At 64.9% G+C, this 19,206-nt stretch carries 19 protein-coding genes and 1 riboswitch; of the genes, 8 read left to right on the forward strand and 11 right to left on the reverse strand.

Annotation, left to right across the window (positions count from 1 at the left end; genetic code table 11):
• Positions 1 to 16: 16 nt before the first annotated feature.
• Genes cysN through K0P03_RS04265 form a run of 3 tightly spaced genes read right to left on the reverse strand, consistent with a single transcriptional unit; the run spans position 17 to position 3,262 of the window.
• A complete protein-coding gene (gene cysN / locus K0P03_RS04255; protein ID WP_023514417.1) occupies positions 17 to 1,510 on the reverse strand; it encodes a sulfate adenylyltransferase subunit CysN in 1,494 nt (497 codons plus the stop codon).
• A 1-nt stretch (position 1,511) separates the two neighbouring features.
• A complete protein-coding gene (gene cysD / locus K0P03_RS04260) occupies positions 1,512 to 2,465 on the reverse strand; it encodes a sulfate adenylyltransferase subunit CysD (RefSeq protein ID WP_272788979.1) in 954 nt (317 codons plus the stop codon).
• A gap of 47 nt (positions 2,466 to 2,512) precedes the next feature.
• On the reverse strand, positions 2,513 to 3,262 hold the full coding sequence (locus K0P03_RS04265) for a phosphoadenylyl-sulfate reductase (protein WP_272788980.1): 750 nt from the start codon (positions 3,260 to 3,262) through the stop codon (positions 2,513 to 2,515).
• Positions 3,263 to 3,513: 251 nt separating this feature from the next.
• Here K0P03_RS04265 and K0P03_RS04270 point away from each other — a divergent pair, with 251 nt between their 5' ends.
• The 3 genes from K0P03_RS04270 (at position 3,514) to K0P03_RS04280 (ending at position 5,443) form a co-directional block, all read left to right on the forward strand.
• Positions 3,514 to 4,434, forward strand: coding sequence for a calcium-binding protein (locus K0P03_RS04270; protein ID WP_023514420.1), 921 nt, complete (start codon positions 3,514 to 3,516; stop codon positions 4,432 to 4,434).
• Positions 4,435 to 4,599: 165 nt separating this feature from the next.
• Complete coding sequence (locus K0P03_RS04275; protein WP_272790445.1) at positions 4,600 to 4,962, forward strand: DUF6152 family protein; 363 nt, start codon at positions 4,600 to 4,602, stop codon at positions 4,960 to 4,962.
• 10 nt (positions 4,963 to 4,972) lie between these two features.
• Complete coding sequence (locus K0P03_RS04280; RefSeq protein WP_272788981.1) at positions 4,973 to 5,443, forward strand: DUF6644 family protein; 471 nt, start codon at positions 4,973 to 4,975, stop codon at positions 5,441 to 5,443.
• On the opposite strand, the gene K0P03_RS04285 is transcribed toward K0P03_RS04280, so the two are convergent.
• The 5 genes from K0P03_RS04285 to betI all read right to left on the reverse strand — a co-directional run bounded on the left by K0P03_RS04285 (position 5,436) and on the right by betI (position 11,283).
• On the reverse strand, positions 5,436 to 5,714 hold the full coding sequence (locus K0P03_RS04285; protein WP_272788982.1) for a hypothetical protein: 279 nt from the start codon (positions 5,712 to 5,714) through the stop codon (positions 5,436 to 5,438). The two genes, K0P03_RS04280 and K0P03_RS04285, sit on opposite strands and share 8 nt — an antisense overlap.
• Before the next feature lie 63 nt (positions 5,715 to 5,777).
• Positions 5,778 to 7,430 (reverse strand): choline dehydrogenase, encoded by a 1,653-nt coding sequence (betA, locus tag K0P03_RS04290; RefSeq protein WP_272788983.1) that lies wholly within the window; start codon positions 7,428 to 7,430, stop codon positions 5,778 to 5,780.
• A gap of 166 nt (positions 7,431 to 7,596) precedes the next feature.
• Positions 7,597 to 9,060 carry a betaine-aldehyde dehydrogenase gene (gene betB / locus K0P03_RS04295; RefSeq protein ID WP_272788984.1) on the reverse strand — a complete coding sequence of 488 codons (1,464 nt, stop codon included), beginning with the start codon at positions 9,058 to 9,060 and terminating at the stop codon, positions 7,597 to 7,599.
• Position 9,061: 1 nt separating this feature from the next.
• On the reverse strand, positions 9,062 to 10,591 hold the full coding sequence (gene betC, locus K0P03_RS04300) for a choline-sulfatase (protein WP_272788985.1): 1,530 nt from the start codon (positions 10,589 to 10,591) through the stop codon (positions 9,062 to 9,064).
• A gap of 38 nt (positions 10,592 to 10,629) precedes the next feature.
• Positions 10,630 to 11,283, reverse strand: coding sequence for a transcriptional regulator BetI (gene betI, locus K0P03_RS04305; RefSeq protein ID WP_023514427.1), 654 nt, complete (start codon positions 11,281 to 11,283; stop codon positions 10,630 to 10,632).
• 151 nt (positions 11,284 to 11,434) lie between these two features.
• Here betI and K0P03_RS04310 point away from each other — a divergent pair, with 151 nt between their 5' ends.
• The 4 genes from K0P03_RS04310 (at position 11,435) to K0P03_RS04325 (ending at position 14,990) form a co-directional block, all read left to right on the forward strand.
• Complete coding sequence (locus K0P03_RS04310; protein ID WP_023514428.1) at positions 11,435 to 11,983, forward strand: HdeD family acid-resistance protein; 549 nt, start codon at positions 11,435 to 11,437, stop codon at positions 11,981 to 11,983.
• A 75-nt stretch (positions 11,984 to 12,058) separates the two neighbouring features.
• A riboswitch (Fluoride riboswitch) is annotated at positions 12,059 to 12,123 on the forward strand.
• A 103-nt stretch (positions 12,124 to 12,226) separates the two neighbouring features.
• Positions 12,227 to 12,616, forward strand: coding sequence for a fluoride efflux transporter CrcB (crcB, locus tag K0P03_RS04315; RefSeq protein ID WP_272788986.1), 390 nt, complete (start codon positions 12,227 to 12,229; stop codon positions 12,614 to 12,616).
• Positions 12,613 to 13,050 carry an EamA family transporter gene (locus K0P03_RS04320; protein WP_272788987.1) on the forward strand — a complete coding sequence of 146 codons (438 nt, stop codon included), beginning with the start codon at positions 12,613 to 12,615 and terminating at the stop codon, positions 13,048 to 13,050. The genes crcB and K0P03_RS04320 overlap by 4 nt, the downstream gene beginning before the upstream one ends.
• 122 nt (positions 13,051 to 13,172) lie before the next feature.
• On the forward strand, positions 13,173 to 14,990 hold the full coding sequence (locus K0P03_RS04325) for a GGDEF domain-containing protein (protein WP_023514431.1): 1,818 nt from the start codon (positions 13,173 to 13,175) through the stop codon (positions 14,988 to 14,990).
• A gap of 39 nt (positions 14,991 to 15,029) precedes the next feature.
• Here K0P03_RS04325 and K0P03_RS04330 read toward each other — a convergent pair whose 3' ends face one another.
• Positions 15,030 to 15,287: a DUF1344 domain-containing protein gene (locus K0P03_RS04330; RefSeq protein ID WP_023514432.1), complete on the reverse strand. Its 258-nt coding sequence runs from the start codon at positions 15,285 to 15,287 to the stop codon at positions 15,030 to 15,032.
• A gap of 324 nt (positions 15,288 to 15,611) precedes the next feature.
• Between K0P03_RS04330 and K0P03_RS04335 the strand changes: the two genes are divergently transcribed.
• Positions 15,612 to 16,613: an NAD(P)H-quinone oxidoreductase gene (locus K0P03_RS04335; RefSeq protein ID WP_272788988.1), complete on the forward strand. Its 1,002-nt coding sequence runs from the start codon at positions 15,612 to 15,614 to the stop codon at positions 16,611 to 16,613.
• Between the two features lie 42 nt (positions 16,614 to 16,655).
• Here K0P03_RS04335 and K0P03_RS04340 read toward each other — a convergent pair whose 3' ends face one another.
• Both K0P03_RS04340 and K0P03_RS04345 read right to left on the reverse strand, forming a co-directional pair.
• Entirely contained in the window at positions 16,656 to 17,630 is a 975-nt protein-coding gene (locus tag K0P03_RS04340; protein WP_272788989.1) for a sensor domain-containing diguanylate cyclase, read from the reverse strand.
• Positions 17,631 to 17,745: 115 nt separating this feature from the next.
• Complete coding sequence (locus K0P03_RS04345; protein WP_272788990.1) at positions 17,746 to 19,182, reverse strand: MFS transporter; 1,437 nt, start codon at positions 19,180 to 19,182, stop codon at positions 17,746 to 17,748.
• Positions 19,183 to 19,206: the final 24 nt, after the last annotated feature.

The following is a 19,206-nucleotide window of genomic DNA, read 5'->3' on the forward strand; positions in this document are numbered from 1 at the left end:
GGCCTTGCGCTAAACCCTATTCGTCCAGATCCGCCAGGATTTCCGCCGCCCGGCCGACACTGGTGTGGCGCACGTCCACGTCCTGACGGCGGCCCGCGAAGAGTTCTGTCGCCATGATCTTTTCGGCCAGGTCGGCCGGCAGGGAGAGCAGCACGCGCTGGTCGTCCTTGTGGATGCCGCCGAGTTCCGAGCGGCGTCCGGTGATCATGCCGCCGGCCACCGTGTTGTTGGTGTCGGGGTCGATCAGGATGAAGGCGCCGGTCGTGCGGTTCTGCTCGTAGGTGTCGAAGATCGCCTGTTCGTCGAAGGTGAGATGCACCTTGCCGATGGCGTTCATGCCAAGCTTTTCGGCCGAACTCCACTTCGAGGTTTTGAGGTCGAGCTGGCTTATCGGATCGACGCTGACGCGCTGGCGGCGCGAGCCGCTCTTCAGCCAGTAACGCTTGCCGGGTTCGATGCCCTCGGGCTGGAGCGCGACGAGCTGCGCGTCAAAACCGCGGCCGGTCATCGGCTGGCTGTCGATGGCGACGATCATGTCGCCGCGCGAAACGTCCACCTGGCGGTCGAGCACCAGCGTGATGGCATCGCCCGCGACGGCGGCGTTGCGCACGAGGTCGAAGGTGACGATCTTGGTGACGTTCGCCACCATGCCGGAGGGCAGGATGACCACGCTGTCGCCCGGCTTCACCGAGCCGCCGGCAACCGTGCCCTGATAGCCACGAAAGCTTTCGCCGGGGCGGGAGACGCGCTGCACCGGCAGGCGGAAGCCGACCGTCTGGTTCGAGCGGGTGGTGGCCTTCTCCAGCGTCTCGACCAGCGTCGGGCCGTCATACCAGGGCATGGCGGCGCTGCCGTCATAGACGACGTTCTCGCCCTTCAGCGCCGACATCGGAATGGCGGTGATCTGCTTGACACCGAGCGTCAGCGCGAATTCCTTGAAATCGTGCGTGATCTGCTCGAAACGGGCGCGCTCGTAGTTGGTCAGGTCGATCTTGTTGACGGCGAGCACGAACTGCCGGATGCCCATCAGCGAGGCGATGGTCGCGTGGCGGCGCGTCTGTTCGAGGATGCCGGCACGGGCATCGACCAGCAGAACGGCAAGGTCGGCCGTCGAAGCGCCGGTCGCCATGTTGCGGGTGTACTGCTCGTGGCCGGGCGTGTCGGCGACGATGAACGAGCGGCGGTCCGTCGAGAAGTAGCGATAGGCGACGTCGATGGTGATGCCCTGTTCGCGCTCGGCCTGGAGGCCGTCGAGCAGCAGGGCGAAATCGGGCAGGCCGAGGTCGTTCTGCTTGCCGGAACTATCACGCTCCAGCGTTGCGGCCTGGTCTTCCTTGACGGCCTTGGTGTCCCAGAGCAGGCGGCCGATCAGCGTCGACTTGCCGTCGTCGACCGAGCCGCAGGTGATGAGGCGAAGCGGGCGGGAATCGCGGATCGCCCGAACCTGATCAATGGCCGGCTCTTCTACGGGGAGAAGCACTTCGGCGGTTGCAGTGGCGGAAACGGTCATCTCAGAAATACCCTTCGCGTTTCTTCTTTTCCATGGAGCCGGACTGGTCGCGGTCGATCGCGCGGCCCTGGCGTTCGGAGACGGTGGCGGTCTCCAACTCGGCGATGATGTCGTCGAGCGTCGTGGCTTGCGAGCGGATCGCCCCGGTCAGCGGGAAGCAGCCGAGCGTGCGGAAGCGGATGACGCCTTCCTGCTTGACTTCGCCGGGCAAGAGTTCGAGGCGCGGGTCCTCGGCGAGGATCATCATGCCGTCGCGCTCCACGTAAGGGCGCTTTTCCGCGAAATAGAGCGGTACGATCGGGATGTCCTCGGCCTGGATGTAGCGCCAGATGTCGACCTCGGTCCAGTTGGACAGCGGGAAGGCGCGCACGCTTTCGCCCTGGCGGATCATGCCGTTGTAGACGTTCCACAGTTCCGGGCGCTGGTTGCGCGGATCCCAGCGGTGATCCGGCGTGCGGAAGGAGTAGATGCGCTCCTTGGCGCGCGAGGCTTCCTCGTCGCGCCGCGCGCCGCCGAAGGCCGCGTCGAACTTGCCGGCGTCGAGCGCATGGCGCAGCGCCTCGGTCTTCATGATGTCCGTGTAGAGCGCGGAACCATGGGTGAAGGGCGTGACGTTCTCAGCCGCGCCGCGCGGATTGACATGCTCGATCAGGTCGAGGTCGTAGTCCTTCACGATCTTGTCGCGGAAGGTGATCATCTCGGCGAATTTCCAGCCCGTGTTGACGTGCAGCAGCGGGAAGGGCACGCGGCCGGGATAGAAGGCCTTGCGCGCCAGATGCAGGAGAACCGAGGAATCCTTGCCGATCGAGTAGAGCATCACCGGCCGTTCGAACTCGGCGGCGACTTCGCGGAAGATGTGGATCGCTTCGTTTTCCAGCGCCTTCAGATGCGGATCGAGCGGGGGCTTGGGCGTTGCGTTGTGCTTCGCTTCCGCTTCGTGACGGGTATCGGACATGAAAGGGGTAACTCCGGATAACTGTGCCTGTCGAGGCGAATGGTTTTTTAAAGGGCGCTCGATTCGAGGGAGGGGAGTGCCGATTCGGGAACGTGCAGGCCGCATTCGCGCTTTTCGTCGTTTTCCCACCACCAGCGGCCGGCCCGTTCGGGTTCGCCCGGCTTGATGGCGCGCGTACAGGGCTCGCAGCCGATCGAGGGATAACCGCGCTTGTGCATCGGGTTCACCGGAACGGCATTGTCGGCCACATAGGCGTTGATGCGCTCGATATCCCAATCCGCCAGCGGGTTGATCTTGATCAGGCCCCGTTCCGCGTCGAACTCCGCGAACGGCGTGTCGGCACGGTTGCCGGACTGGCCGCGGCGAAGGCCGGTGATCCAGAAGGATGCCCCTTCGAGTGCGCGCGCAAGCGGCTTCAGCTTGCGCACGCCACAACAGGCGTGGCGGGCTTCGACGCTCTCGTAGAAGCCGTTGAGGCCGTATTGCGCGGCATAGGCGTCGATATCCTCCTGACGCGGATGATAGCGCGTGATGGTGATGCCGTACTGGTCCTCGGTCTCGGCAATGAGATCGACGGTCTCCTTGAAGAGCCGGCCGGTCTCCAGCGTCGAGACGTCGATCGGCAGCCGTTCGCTGCCGATGGCGGCGGTGATCACCTGGTCCTCGATGCCGAGGCTGGTGGTGAACACGGCGCGCCCGCCCAGCCCGGCCACCAGCGCAAGACGGCCGGCAAGGTCGAGTTCGGCGAGTTTGTCATTCAGGGCCTGCGCGGTCCCGTTTCCGGTAAGAGCAGTCATTCGTTCGGTGCCTTTATGAGAAGTTGCCGGATTATCGCAGCCTTGTCCCCGGCGAGACAGCAAAACGGATTTCTGAAACACCGGCGCGGGAGCAAATATCTCTCCATCTCGCGCCACGGGCAGAAATCCTGCCGCCTTGGATCGACGCCGAGAGGGGCTTTAAAAAACTTGACATAAAAAATCAGATTTAATAGCTGAGTATCAAATTCAGGTATTATGCGCGCGTGCGCCCGACAGGAAGGAACGAGCAAATGGCGATCAAGATTTCGGTCAAGGATGCGAACAAGGATGGCAAGGGCATCAACTTCGGCTCTTACCTCACCAACTTCGACAAGACCTACCTCCGCGATGGCTACGGCTCCTTCAACAGCACGGACCCGATGGCCATGAGCGGCACGCAATACGCCAGCACCAATGCCAAGGACTATGGCGTCGTGCTCACCTCCGGCAAGGCGAAGTGGGACTACGATCTGGCGACCCACAAGATCTCCGGCTCGCTGAACGCAATCACCTTCGGCAATAAGGTCGAGCTCGTCGGTTCCCGCTTCAAGTCGGTCTCCGATATCGAGATCACCGGCCTCAACGTGACGGACAAGACCCTCAGCGGCAAGATCCTGAGCGACATCATGGGCGGCAAGAACACCGATGGCGGCGCGACGACCAGCCTCGAAAAGATCCTCAAGGCAAATGCCATCGAGTTCTCCGGCAGCACCGGCAGCGATACCTTCACCGGTTTCGGCAAGGCCGACAAGATCTCCGGCAACAACGGCAACGACACGCTGAAAGGCGGCGGCGGCAACGACACGATTTCCGGCGGCTCGGGCAATGACAAGCTCTATGGCGATTCCGGCAACGACAAGCTTTCGGGCGGGACCGGCAACGACACGCTCGACGGCGGTACGGGCAATGACAGGTTGACCGGCGGCTCCGGCAACGATGTCTTCATCTTCAAGAAGGGCCAGGGCAACGACACGATCACCGACTTCCAGGGCGGCAGCGCCAAGGGTGACGTGATCCGCCTCGACAAGTCGGTCCTGTCGAACTTCAACGACGTGCTTTCGCACGCCACCGAAAAGTCAGGCGATCTCGTCATCGAATACGGCAAGAACAGCATCAAGCTCGAAGGCATCGACAAGGCAGACCTTCACGCCAACGATTTCTTCTTCTTCTGAGCCTCCGGTCGGAAGCGGACAGGAAGGGCCGGGCGATTGCCCGGCCTTTTCATTTGGGTAAGGCCGTTCAACTATCCTTGAACAGCCTTACCCGGTGAGGCGTGTATCCTGTCTGTCGGGGCAGAACCGACAGAGGAAAATGCCATGCAAGCTGCAACAACCAGAATGGTCGTCCTTGCCGCTGCCGCGTCGATGACCACTTTCGCCGCCTTCGCCCATCACGGCTGGGGTTGGGCCGAAGAGGCGCAGAGCGACCTCACCGGCACGATCCGCACCGTGTCGATCGCACCGCCGCACCCCTCGCTGGACGTCGAAACGGCCTCGGACGGGGTGTGGAAGATCGAACTCGGCAATCCACGCCAGACGCAGCGGTCCGGCTTTGCCCAAGACTCGGCAAAGCCCGGCGACACGATCGTCATCCTGGGCAACCGTTCGCTCGACCAGACGGAAAAGCGGATGAAGGCCGTGCGCATCACCGTTGCCGGAAAAGTCTTCGACATCTATCCCGAGCGCATTCAAACGAACTGACGAGGCGGGCATGGAGGCGCTTGCCTGGCTCTCGACGACGCCGGTCGCCGCCGCGCTGAAGGCGTCCGGCACGCTCTATCTCCTCGTCAACGCCGCCCATATCCTGGCGATCGGCCTCATCGTCGGCGCCATCCTGCCGCTCGATCTGCGCCTTATCGGTGCCCTCAAGGCACCGCCGGTCGCGACCATCGGACCGCTGTTGTCACGCACAGCAGGGATCGGCGTTGCCGCGGCGGTTGCGACCGGCCTCTGTCTCTTCTCCGTACGCCCGCAGGAATACGCCGAAAACCCCGCCTTCCTCGCCAAGGTCGCGCTCATCGCCCTCGGCGTCCTTAATGCGGTTGTTCTGCACGCCCGCGGCGGGTGGCGCGGGGTGATCGCGACGGACAGCGTGCCGCCTCTCGTGCGCGCGCAGGCGCTGTTGTCGCTGGCCGTCTGGATCGGTGCGGTGTTGGCAGGGCGCTGGATCGCCTTCATCTGATTGTGCGCTCGGGGTCAGGCGTCAGGGTGCCCCAGCGCTCGTCCCAGAGATCCTCCTCGTCGACGACTACCAGCTCGCGGGGTGTCGGCGCGCCGGCAATCACCTGCTCTGCGCCGGCGAGCGCTTCCTCGACGGGAATGGGGATCGTATCGCGGCCCTGCGCCGGGTCGGTGAGGAAAGCGCAGGGACCGCCAAGGCCCTCGATCAGCGTGACGACGAGGTCGGTCTCCTTGCGGATATGACGATGCGAAACCTTTTTGTAGATTGCCACAGGGTCCCCCTTTGAGGCGATTGCCCGCCTCAACCCCTTGCAACCATTAAGGTTCCGAACTTTTTACCGGTCGCTCACCGCCGCGCGCGGGTTCTTCCAAGGCTCCTGGTTGGAGCGGGCGAGCGGCTGCCTGCCAAGGATGTGGTCGGCCGCCTTCTCGCCGGTCATGATCGACGGCGCGTTGAGGTTGCCGTAGGTGACATGCGGGAAGATCGAACTGTCCGCGACGCGAAGACCCTCGACGCCGATGACGCGGGTTTCCGGATCGACCACCGCCATCGGGTCGCTCGCCGCGCCCATGCGGCAGGTGCCGCAGGGGTGATAGGCGCTCTCCAGATGCTCGCGCAGGAAGGCGTCGATCTCCGCGTCCGTCTCGACCTTCGCGCCCGGCTGGATTTCCGGCCCGCGGAACTCGTCGAACGCCTGCTGGCCGAAAATTTCGCGGGTGAGGCGCACGCAGTGGCGGAACTTGATCCAGTCTTCCTCGTGGCTCATGTAGTTGAAGCGGATGACCGGATCGGCCATCGGATCTGACGAGCGCAGCGTCACGCTGCCCCGCGACTTCGACAGGTTGTAGCCGACATGGGCCTGGAAGCCGTGGCTCTTGGCCGCCGCCTTGCCGTCGTAGGAAATCGCGACGGGCAGGAAATGGTACTGGATATCCGGCTGCTTCAGGCCCGGCGCGGAGCGCAGGAAGGCGCAGGCCTCGAACTGGTTGGACGCGCCAAGGCCCCCTTTGGAGAGAAGCCACTGCGCCCCCGCCACGCCCTGCCAGAACCAGGGCAGCCAGGAATAGAGCGAGACCGGCTTGGTCGAGACCTGCTGGAAGTAGAATTCCATATGGTCCTGCAGGTTGGCGCCGACGCCCGGCCGGTCGACCTTTACGTCGATCCCCATGTCCTTGAGGTGCTGGCCGGGGCCGATGCCCGACAGCATCAGCAGTTTCGGCGAATTGAACGAGGAGGCGGAAACGATCACCTCGCGGTTCGCCTTCACCACCTCGATCTTGCCGTTCCGCTCGATCTCGACGCCGACGGCCCTGCCATTCTCGATGACGATCTTTCGGGCAAAGCAGCGAACCAGCGAGACGTTCGGCCGCTTCATGGCGGGGCGCAGATACGCATTCGCCGCCGACCAGCGACGGCCGTCGTGGATCGTCTGCTCCATCAGGCCGAAACCTTCCTGCTTGGAGCCGTTATAGTCCTCCGTCAGCTCGAAGCCCGCCTGGCTGCCGGCCTGGATGAAGGCGTGGAAGAGCGGGTTCGTCACCGGCCCGCGCCGCACATGCAGCGGCCCGTCGGTGCCGCGCCAGCCGGCCTCGCCACCGCTGGAGGTCTCCATGCGCTTGTAATAGGGCAGCACATCCGCATAGGCCCAGCCCTGCGCGCCGAGCGCCTCCCAGCGGTTGAAGTCCTCCGCATGGCCGCGCACATAGACAAGGCCGTTGATCGATGACGAGCCGCCGATCACCTTTCCGCGCGGCGCGGTGATCCTGCGGTTGTTGAGGTGCGGCTCTGGCTCGGAAAGGTAGCCCCAGTTATAACGCTTCATGCTCATCGGCCAGGCAAGCGCTGCCGGCATCTGGATGAACGGCCCGATATCCGAGCCGCCATATTCCAGCACCATGACCGTATGCTTGCCGTCCTCCGAGAGCCGGTAGGCGATCGCCGAGCCGGCGGAGCCGGAGCCGATGATGATGTAGTCTGCGTTCTGCATGGTGAACTTCGCTTTCCCCTAAAATGCCCCTCATCCGGCTGCCGCCACCTTCTCCCCGCAGGCGGGGAGAAGGGATGTGCCGCGCCGTTTTCCGTTCTCTGGACGTGCGTAAGGCACGTTCCCTCTCCCCGCTTGCGGGGAGAGGGCTAGGGTGAGGGGCAACCCCTCAATACGGCGCCTCGACCTTGCCCATCGACACGTACACCGTCTTCAGCTCGGAATAGTGCTCCAGCGCGGCAAGCGAGTTCTCGCGGCCGAAGCCGGATTGTTTGGAGCCGCCGAAGGGGATTTCCACGGGGGCGAGGTTGTAGGTGTTGATCCAGAGCGTGCCGGCTTCGAGCTGGTCGACGACGCGGTGGGCGCGGGTGATATCCGTCGTGAAGACGCCGCCGGAGAGACCGAATTCCGTGGCGTTGCCGCGCGCGATCACCTCGTCCTCGCTGTCGAAATCGAGCACGCACATGACGGGGCCGAAGATTTCCTCGCGGGCGATGGTCATCTCGTCGGTGACGTCGGCGAAAACGGTCGGCTGGATATAGGTGCCTTCGCCCGGCACGTCGTTCGGAATGCCGCCGCCGGTCAGCAGCGTCGCGCCTTCGGCCTTGCCTTTTTCGATATAGTCCAGAACCTTGTCGCGCTGGGCTTTCGAGACCATCGGGCCGAGCTGCGTCGCCTCGTCCATGGGGTCGCCGATAACGATCTTTTCCGTGCGCTCTTTCAAGCGGGACAGGAACCTGTCCTTGATGCCCTTCTGCACGAAGACGCGGGTGCCGTTCGAGCAGACCTGCCCGGTCGAATAGAAATTGCCGAGCATCGCGCCGCCGATGGCGCTTTCGAGATCGGCATCGTCGAAGACGATGAGCGGCGACTTGCCGCCGAGTTCCATCGTGACGTGCTTGAGGTCGGAGGCGGCTGCCCCCGCCACCTTCTTGCCCGTCGGCACGGAGCCGGTCAGCGAGACCTTGGCGACGTCAGGATGGTTGACGAGCAGCGGGCCGGTGGATCGGTCGCCCTGGATGACGTTGTAGAGACCCTTCGGCAGGCCGGCCTCGATGAGGATTTCTGCGATCTTCAGAGCGCCGAGCGGTGTGTTTTCCGAAGGCTTGAAGACCATGGCATTGCCGCAGACGAGCGCCGGCGCGCCCTTCCAGCAGGCGATCTGCTGCGGATAGTTCCAGGCGCCGATGCCGACGCACACGCCGAGCGGCACGCGCTTGGTGAAGGCGAAATCCTGGCCGAGCGGGATATAGTCGCCGTTGAGGCCGGCGGCCGCGATGCCGCCGAAGAATTCGAAGGCGTCGGCGCCCGAAGTCGGATCGGCGATGATCGTCTCCTGGATCGGCTTGCCCGTGTCGAGCGTTTCGAGTTCGGAAAGCGCGCGGTTGCGTTCGCGCATGATCTCGGCGGCGCGCTTCAGGATGCGGCCGCGCGCGGTCGGGCTCATCGCAGCCCATTCCTTCTGCGCGCGCTTGGCGGACGCGATCGCCTTTTCGACGATGGCCGGCGTTGCGGCGTGGAGGCGGGCGATCACCTCGCCGGTGGCGGGGTAGATGCTGTCGAAGGGCGTGCCGGCGGTGTCTTCCACATAGTCGCCGTCGATGAAGTGCGAGGCTTTCGGTTGGGCTTTCATCTCATTCTCCCCGCGGGTAGCGTTTGGATTCCTCGAGATTGTCGAGGTTCATGTGGTTGCGCATGTAACGTTCGGATGCCTTCTGCAGCGGCTGGTGATCCCAGGGATAATAGGCCCCGTTCCTCAGCGCTTCGTAGACCACCCAGCGCCGCGCCTGGCTTTCGCGCACGCTCGCGTCGAAGGCCTCCATGTCCCAGCGCGCTTCGCGCATCTGCCTAAAGGCGGCGAGCGTCGCCCTGATGACGGGATCGTCGGAGGCCGCAAGGTTCGTCAGCTCCAGCGGGTCGGCGTCGAGGTCGTAAAGCTGTTCCGGGTCGAGTTCGCAGTGGATGTATTTCCACTTGCCCTCGCGGATGCCGACGATGGGCGCATAGGAGGCTTCCGCAGCATATTCCATCAGCACCGGAGACGTCCGCTCGGCGCCGTTGATGACCGGCAAGAGGCTCTCGCCGTCCGTCCACGGCATCACCTCTTCCATGGAAATGCCGGCGAGGTCGCAGAGCGTCGGCGTGACATCGAGGTTCGACGTCGGCGCGAGATGCAGGCCGGAGGTGACGCCCGGGCCTGCAATCATCAGCGGCACGCGGGCCGAACCCTCGAAAAAATTCATCTTGAACCACAGGCCGCGCTCGCCGAGCATGTCGCCGTGATCCGAGCAGAAGAGGATCAGCGTTTTTTCCAGCATGCGCGTGCGCGTCAGCGTATCGACGAGTTCGCCGACCTTTTCGTCGAGATAGGAGATGTTGGCGAAATAGGCCTGGCGCGAGCGGCGCACGTCCTCGCCGCTGATGGCGAATTTGGCATAGTCGCAGGAATGCAGGATGCGGGCGGAATGCGGGTCCTGGCTCTCGAGCATGCCGACCTCGGGCAGAAGGTGCGCGCAGTCCTCGTAGAGATCCCAGAATTTTCTCCGCGCCACGTAAGGGTCGTGCGGATGGGTGAAGGAGACGGTGAGGCACCAGGGGCGGCGCGCGTCGTCGTCGTTTTCGCGGGAGAGATGATAGAGCTTCTGGTTGGCGAGGAAGGCGACCTCGTCGTCATACTCCATCTGGTTGGTGATCTCGGCAACACCGGCGCCCGTCACCGACCCCATATTGTGATACCACCAGTCGATGCGTTCGCCGGGCTTGCGGTAATCCGGCGTCCAGCCGAAATCGGCGGGATAGATGTCCGTCGTCAACCGTTCCTCGAAGCCGTGGAGCTGGTCCGGCCCGACGAAGTGCATTTTGCCCGACAGCGCCGTGTAGTAGCCGGCGCGGCGCAGGTGATGGGCGAAGGTCGGGATCGAGGAGATGTATTCGGCGGCGTTGTCATAGACCTGCGTGCGGCTCGGAAGCTGGCCGGCCATGAAGGAGGCGCGGGCCGGCGCGCAGAGCGGGGAAGAGGTGTAGTTGTTGCGGAAGCGCGCCGAGCGCGCCGCGAGCGCCTTCATGTGCGGCGCATGCAGGAAATCCGCCGGCCCGTCCGGGAAGAACTTTCCGTTGAGCTGATCGACCATGATGATCAGGATGTTCGGCTTGCTGGCGGTCACGGGCGGATCCTTGAAGGGGAAGCGAGGTTTTGACAGTTCTATCGCTGCGCGGCGACGGAAGGCCGCCGCCCTGCGGCGGGCGGGGGCGATCCTGCGACAACCCCGGCCGCATCTGATGCCGCCAGCTGCGCCTGCACATAACTCTCCGTCAGCGCGATCGAGGATTCGATGCTGACCGGCGCGGATCTCAGGCCCTGCCGCAGGTAGAGCCCGTCGATCATTGCTGCCGCCCCGTCGGCGATCTCCCCCGCGGTCCCGGCCGGGCAGAGTTGCTTGAGGCTCGACAGGAGATTGGAGTTCAGCCGCCGTGCATAGACGACGAGGAGACGGCGCACCGCTTCCGAACGCTGGGCCTCGGTATAGAAGGCAAGCCAGGCGGCGACCGTTTCCGGCGCAAACTGGTGCGCCTGGAAGTTCACGCGGATGATCGCCGAGAGCCGTTCCCGTGGCGTTTCCGCCGCCCCGAGCGCCGCCACCGCATCGGTGCGCAGCTGGCGCAGCAGGCTGCGGATCGTCTCGATGACGAGCTGTTCCTTGGAGCCGAAATAGTGATGGGCAAGGGCGGGGGACACGCCGGCATGGCGGGCGATTTCCGACATGGTGACAGCCAGCGAGCCATGATCGCCGACCGCCCTCAGCGTCGCGTCCACCAGCGCCTTGCGGCGCACCGGCTCCATTCCAACTTTCGGCATGGCGTTTTCCTGATTTTCTGCAAGGGTATTTTTAATTGATCGATCAATCAATAAAAATCTTTGCGCTTCACGCTGCGTCAATTCGCTGTCGCGAAGAGGGAGCGTTCCGTGTTAGCCTGCCTTTGTTTTCATTCTTCTTTCGAGGTGCAACATGGTCCTCTCTCCCGGAATGAACCCCCTCTCGGACGTGCGCGCAAAATGGGGCTGGTTCGTCGCGCTCGGCGTCGTCCTGCTCGTCTTCGGCGGCATCGCCGCGGCCAATCTCTTCTGGGCGACGGTCGCCTCGGTCTATTATGTCGGCATGCTGATGATCGTCGGCGGCGCGGTGCATCTCGCCCATGCCTTCCAGGTCAAGGCCTGGCGGGAGACGATCGCCTGGGCGCTGAGTGCACTGCTCTATCTTGCCGCCGGCGTGCTCGCCTTCGTCAATCCGGTACTGACCTCGGCCGTGCTGACCCTGCTGATGGCGGCCGCGCTCCTCGTCGCGGGGCTGTTCCGCATCTTCGCGGCCCTGCGGGTCCGGCCGGAAAAGGGCTGGGGCTGGCTGCTTGCCGGCGGCATCGTCACGGCGCTCGCAGGCCTCGTCTTTCTCATCGGCTGGCCGGTCAACAGCCTCTGGCTGCTCGGCCTGTTCCTCGCTTTCGACCTTGCCATGCAGGGCTGGGCGCTGATCGCCTTCGGCCTGGCGCTGCGGAAGTAGCCACCCGTTCAGCCGCCCCGCCGGGTGCCGGTGGGGTGGCGTTTGACAGGCGGTACGGCAAGGCCTAGAAAAATCGCGTGGGATGGGGATGGAGCTCCCCGACAACCGCCGTTTGACCGGCTGATAGCTCCTGCCAAGACCGGCCAGCGATGGCCGTCGGCGGCGGGAGCATGTTCTGCGACCGCCCGAGGGCGGTTTTTTGTTGTCCGGATGTCGCATCAACGGACTGTGAGGGCAACGCACATGAGCTATCTGATCGTCTTTCTCGGCGCGGGCATCGGCGGGGCCGGGCGCCATGGGGTGAATGTGCTGGCCGCCCGGCTGTTCGGCACGGCCTTTCCCGCCGGAACACTCGTGATCAACGTGCTCGGCTGCCTTCTGATGGGGCTGATCGCCGGTATCTTCGCCTTCCGCGGTCACCTGCCGCAGGAGATGCGGCTGTTCCTGACGACGGGTATCCTCGGCGGCTTCACCACCTTTTCCGCCTTCTCGCTCGATGCGGCGCTGCTCTGGGAGCGCGGCGAAGCGGGGTTGGCGGTGCTTTATGTCGGCGCATCGGTAATTTTTTCGCTGCTCGCCGTGGCGGCGGGACTTGCAGTTTCACGTCTTATGCTCGCAGGAGGTGCAATGTGAAGGCGTTCCTGACGTCCTGGCAGGTCTGGGCGCTCGGCTCGGCGGTCTTTGCCGCGCTGACGGCGGTCTTCGCCAAGATCGGCATCTCCGAGGTCAATTCCGACTTCGCGACCTTCGTGCGCACCGTCGTCATCCTCCTGGCGCTCGCCCTCATGCTGACGCTGGCCGGGAACTGGCAGGCGCCGGGCTCGGTGCCGGCAAGGAGCTGGATTTTCCTCATTCTCTCGGGCCTTGCGACCGGAGCCTCCTGGCTTTGTTACTTCCGCGCGCTGCAGATCGGCAAGGCCGCCCAGGTCGCGCCGGTCGACAAGCTTTCCGTCGTTCTGGTCGCCATCTTCGCTGTTCTGTTCCTCGGCGAACAGCTTTCCACGGCCCATTGGATCGCCGTTCTGATGATCGGCGGCGGCGCCTTGCTGCTGGCTCTGCCTATATGAGGGAGTTCTTTTTCAACTCCTTGTAGTTATTGAGATTTCACCGAACTGTCACAGTACGGAAACGATTTTTTCAGGTCTCAGCGGAGAAACTTCGCGGCAACGTTCACGTCTCGGAGCCGCGCATGTCCGCCGCCGAACTGCTTGCCCTTCGCCGCTTCGGGGATGGCGAGATCGTCACGCTCGCCAAGCTGGTCATCGAAACGGCCTTCCAGCCGATCGTCGAGGCTGCGACAGGGGCGGTCTTCGGCTACGAATCGCTGATGCGCGGCTTCGATCGCCTCGGCTTCCGCTCGCCGCTCGACCTGATCGACCGGGCGCACGAGGCGGGACAGCTCCTGGCGCTGGAACACATGGTCAACAGCCGCGCCATCGCTGCCTTCGCCGCGCTGCCGGACTTCCGCTCGCGTACACTCTTCGTCAATCTCGATTCCCGTCTGGTGCCTGACGGCGCCGATCTCGTCGACCGGCTCTCCGGGCATCTTGCTCGCGCCGGCATTCCGGCTTCCTCGATCTGCTTCGAGATCTCCGAGCGCTTCGACAACGACACGCTGCCGGAATTCGCTGTGCTCGTCCGCAAGCTGCGCCTTGCCGGTTTCAAGCTTGCCATCGACGATTTCGGCGTCGGCCACAACGGCCTGAAGCTGCTCTGCGACCACCCGGTCGACTACCTGAAGATCGACCGTCATTTCATCTCCGGCATGGAGAGCGACGCGCGCCGGCGCCATCTCGTGCGCAACACCGTCAATGCCGCCCACGTGCTCGGCATCCGCGTCATCGCCGAGGGGGTGGAGAGCGAGGCGGAGTTCATCGCCTGCCGCGATGCCGGCTGCGATCTCGTGCAGGGCTGGTTCGTGTCGCGTCCGGTCACGGATTTTTCGGCGCTGAGCCCGGTCTATGCGCAGGTCGCGCGGGCCGGCGGGCGGCGCCGCTCCTCCCGCACGCTCGACAGCATCCTCATTCGCCGCGAGATCGAGCAGGTCGCGGTGCTGCGCGAGAACGAGAGCCTGGAATCGGTCTTCGAATTCTTCCGGCGCGATCCGAAACGCACCTTCTTCCCGGTGCTCAACGCCAATGACGAGCCGCGCGGCATCCTGCACGAATACCACGTCAAGGAGCTCTCCTATCACCCCTTCGGCCGCGATCTCCTGAAGAACAAGCTCTACCAGAAGAGCCTGTCGCATTTCGTCACCATGGCGCCGATCGCCGATCTCGACACGCCCGCCGAACAGCTGCTCGACGTCTTCACCGGCATGGGCGGCAACGAATGCGTGATCCTGACGGAGAACCTGCGGTATGCCGGCATCCTCTCGGCCTCCTCGCTCCTGAAGATCATCAACGAGAAGCGCCTGAAGACGGCGGAGGACCAGAACCCGCTGACCGGCCTTCCCGGCAACCGCTCGATCCGCGACTACCTGCAGGACAAGGCGCTCGACGGCGATCAGACCCGATGCCTGTGTTATTTCGATTTCGACAATTTCAAGCCGTTCAACGATCACTACGGCTTCCACAAGGGGGACCTTGCGCTCTCGCTCTTCGCCTCGCTGATGCGCCGCGATTTCGTCGGCGAGGACGTCTTCATCGGCCATGTCGGGGGGGACGATTTCTTCGCGGGCGTTTCCGGACGTTCCGTCGAGGCGGTGCGGGAGGTATTGGAGCGGCTGCTGGCCGATTTCACCCGCGAGGTGCGCTCGCTCTATTCGCCGGAGGATCGGCTGGCCGGAGAAATCCGCGGCCGCGACCGCGCCGGCCAGGAGACGACCTTTCCGCTGATGCGCTGCTCGGCCGTCGTTCTCGTGTTGCCGGAGGGGGAGGTGATCGGCGAGGCGGGGCTGATCAGCAGCCGCATCGCCGGCCTGAAGGCGGATGCCAAGGGCAGCGACGGGGGGCTCGTGCTGTCCTCGGCATCCGCGAACGCAGGGCAGGGGGCCGCCCTCCGTTGATACAGGAGGGCAGGCCCTTTCGAGCCTGCCCCTGCCACGTTAGCGAAGGATCTTCACCGTCTTCGCCTCGTGGTTCTTGCCGGACATGTCGAAGGAGACGGACACCTTCTCGCCAGCCTTCAGCCCGGGATCGTGGAACCCTTTGGGAAGCTGGTAGACGGTGCCATCGGAAAGCGTCAGAGACATCGACGCCTTGTTGTAGTCCTTGACCGTGCCGGTCGCCGTCTGGGCGGCGAGGGCAAGCGCCGGGGTGGCGAGAACCGTGACGATGGCGAGATTGGAAAGAAGAACACGCATCTGTGTCGTCCTGAATTGGCCCCGGGCGGGGCGCTGTGAAACCGTCCGGAAGCGTCGTGTCGCGGCCCCCTGGGGGTGGAGCCGCCGGCGCTCCCCGGCTTCGAGATGGACGGTAGGCCCGGAAAAATCCGTTTTCAAATTAACAAGATTTAATTCTGACTGTCGCGAAACGGCCGGAATTTCAGGGCTTTGCGGCCGAAACTTGGCATATCCGCCGCTAACGTTTCTGTCGCACAATCCCTCGCAAGCGATTCAAAAGATTCGTGCTTTCGGCTAGAATCGCCGCAAGAGAGCGCCACCTCATGCCTGCCGGGAGATAAGCCCATGTCACTTCCCTCATCCATGACCCATGTCGGGCTCAGCGAACATGGCGGCCCCGACAATCTCGTAGTGATGGAGGGCCGCACGCCACAGCCGAAGCGCGGCGAGATCCTCGTGCGCGTCGCGGCCGCCGGCATCAACCGGCCGGACGTGCTTCAGCGCAAGGGCGATTATCCGCCACCGCCCGATGCCAGCCCCATTCTCGGCCTCGAAATCGCCGGCGAGGTGGTGGCGCTCGGCGAGGACGTCACCGGCTACGCGCTCGGCGACAGGGTCTGCGCGCTGGCCAATGGCGGCGGTTATGCGCAATATTGCGCGGTGCCGGCCGGCCAGGCGCTGCCGTTCCCGAAAGGTTTTGACGCGGTGCAGGCCGCGGCCCTGCCGGAAACCTTCTTCACCGTCTGGGCCAATCTCTTCATGATGGCGGGCCTGAAGCCCGGCGAGAGCGTGCTGATCCACGGCGGTTCGAGCGGCATCGGCACGACGGCGATCCAGCTCGCCAGCGCGCTCGGTTCACGCGTCTTCACGACGGCCGGCACGGCGGAGAAGTGTGCCGCCTGCGTCGATCTCGGCGCCAGCCGGGCGATCAACTACCGCAGCGAGGATTTCTGCGCCGTCATTGCCGAGGAGACCGGCCGGACCGGCGTCGACGTCATTCTCGACATGATCGGCGCGGCCTATTTCGAGCGGAACCTGAAGTCGCTCGCCCGCGACGGGCGCCTTTCGATCATCGCCTTCCTCGGCGGCACCTTCGCGGAGAAGGTGAGCCTTGCGCCCATCCTGCAGAAGCGCCTGCACCTGATGGGCTCGGCCATGCGCCCGCGCACAGCGGCGGAAAAGCAGGAGATCCGCGACGCGCTCCTGGAGAAGGCCTGGCCGCTCTTGGAGGGGGGGCGCATCGCCCCCGTCATCCACGCCGTCATGCCGTTCAGCGAGGCGGCCGCCGGCCACCGCATGATGGAGCATGGCGATCATATCGGAAAGATCATGCTGACCTTCGAGTAGCGCGTTTCCGGTCGAAGCGGCGCCGCCTTGGCGCGGGGCGGCTCAAGGCGCCTGCTCGATGCGGTCGCGGCCGAGGCGCTTGGCGCTGTAGAGTGCGCGGTCGGCCCGCTCGAACAGGTCCTCCACCGCATTGCCGCAGAATTCCGCGACGCCCGCCGACATGGTGTAGGCGCAGCCGGGGCCGGCACGGTCTTCTGCCCGCGCCACATGGCAGCGAAGGCGCTCCATGGCGTGCATCGCCTCGCCAAGACCGGCGCCCGGCATCAGCATGAGGAATTCCTCCCCGCCGATCCGGGCGAAGAGATCGCCGGCGCGCGATTGCTGCCGTCCCGCCGCGGCAAAATGCCGGAGCACCTCGTCACCCCGGGCATGGCCATAGCGGTCGTTGATCGCCTTGAAATGATCGAGGTCGATAAGCGCGAGCGAGAGCCGCGCACCGTCGCGAAAGGCGATCCGCATTTCCGCGTCCAGCCTAGCCATCGCCGCGCGGCGGTTGAGGAGGCCCGTCAGCGGGTCCGTGTCGGCGGCAAGCTGCGCCGCGTCGCGGGCGATCTGCAGCATGCGCTCGTTGGATTTGAGCATGGTGATGTCGGTAAAGACGCTCCACAGCCAGCCGTCGCCCAAAAGCGTCTCGTTCACCAGGAACCAGCGGTCGTCGCCGATGTCGATCTCGAAGACGCGCTGCGGGCGGCTGCGTCGCTTGGCATGGGCCATGTCCAGGAAGGCATCGATCGGTCCGCTCATCCGCGGGCCGACACCGTTGGCATGGCAGTGGCGCATGATGTCGGCAAAGGTGCGGGCGCCCGGCTGTACGTCGAAAAGCGCGCGAAAGACCATCGAGGCATAGGAAAGCTCGTCCTCCGGTGAAAACAGCGCGAAGGCGACGCCGGACGCGTCGAGCCCGGACAGTATGAGATCCGTTGTGGCCCGGTCCCGGATGAGGGCGAGCGGCAGGATCGCATCGACATGCGTCATGCCGCTCCCGCCCGGCCACCTGTGCCCGTCGTTGCGTTTCACCCGCCGTTTCCTTCTCGTGACCGAATCGTCGGGTGTCACACCGGACGATCGCCATTGTTTGTGGCAGAAGGTGGCGGGGTCGCAACGAAGACCCTCGGTTTCCGTTAACAAATCCTCAATCCGCCGCCGTGCCCCTTGCGGCGGGAAGGCGGAGGGCAAGGAGGATGCCCACGGCAGCCGGCAGGGCGAGCAGCGCATAGAGCCAGCGCGCCGCCGTCAGCGCCCCGTCCACGCCGCCGGGGTGCACGAGGCCCGTGGAATTGACGATGACGCCGGCAAGCGCCGCGCCGAAGGCGGCCCCCAGCGCCTGCATGGTGGTGATCGCCGCCGAGGCCTTGTCCGTCTCGCCGGGCGGCGCAAGATGCAGAACGAGGGTGACGAGATGCGCCCAGCCCATGCCGATGCCGAACCCCATGAGGAAGATGAAGACGGTGGCGATCGTGAGCAGCACGAGACCGCTTGCCGGATTGTGCCGGGCGAGCGCGACGACGAGGAGGACGGTCGCCAGCGTCTCGATCAGCGCGCCCGCGACGATCACCCGGTTGGCGCGGCGCCCCTTGAGGCCGGCGGTCGCGAAGGCTGCGATGGTCCAGCCGAGCGCCAGCAGCGCCACGAGATAGCCGGAGACGAGCGGGCTCACGCCATGCAGTACCTGCAGGAAGTAGGGAATGTAGATATCCGAGCAGATCGTCACCAGCAGTAGGAGCATGATGAGGTAGACGCGGGCGAGCGGCGAGCCGAGGCTGATCGTGCCCGCCGGCAGCAGCCGCCCCTCGGCCCGGCGCTCGATCGCGACCGTCGCCAGCACCGCAAGCACGGCGGCCGCCGCAAAGGCGCCGCGCAGCACCGGCGCCGCCACGGAACTGGCGAAGGACAGCACCACCACGGCGGCAACGAGCAGTGCGATCTGCAGGAACGGCGTCTTCGTCGTCACGCGCTCGCCTTCGCCCGACGGCAGCAGGCGCGGCGCGGCGACGGTCATCAGCACCGAGAGCGGCACGAGCAGCGCGAAGGCCTCGCGCCAGGCGCTGCCGGCGGCAAAGATGCCGCCGATCGTCGGGCCGAGGAAGGTGGCGATGCCCCAGGCCGCGGCATAGAGCGTCGAAGCGGTACTCCACAGCGGTTCGGGATAGACATGGCGGATGAAGGCATAGCCGAGCGCCACGAGGAAGCCCGCGCCGAGCCCCTGGACCGCCCGGCCGGCAAGCACTGTCTCCATGGTCGGCGCGACGGCGCAGACGAGGCTGCCGATGCCGAAGAGCAGCGCGCCGGCCCTGTAGCAATGGTTGAGCGTCACCCTTTCCGGCCGCACGGCGACGAAGGTGGAGCCGAGCACGGAAGCCGCCACATAGATCGTCGTCGCCCAGGCGAAGAGCGAAAGGCCGCCGATATCGCGCACGATCGAGGGCATCAGCGTGGCGGTGATATAGGTCTCCACCGCATGCAGCATGATGCCGCCGCCGAGCATCAGCGTGCTGAACAGATAGGCGCGGGAGAACAGGCTGGAAAGCCGCGGTGCGGCATCCTTCGGGATCGTGACACTGTCGGACATGGATAGGCCTTGCGAATTCGAGGC

Source organism: Shinella sp. HY16, assembly GCF_028534175.1.
Classification (GTDB): Bacteria; Pseudomonadota; Alphaproteobacteria; order Rhizobiales; family Rhizobiaceae; genus Shinella.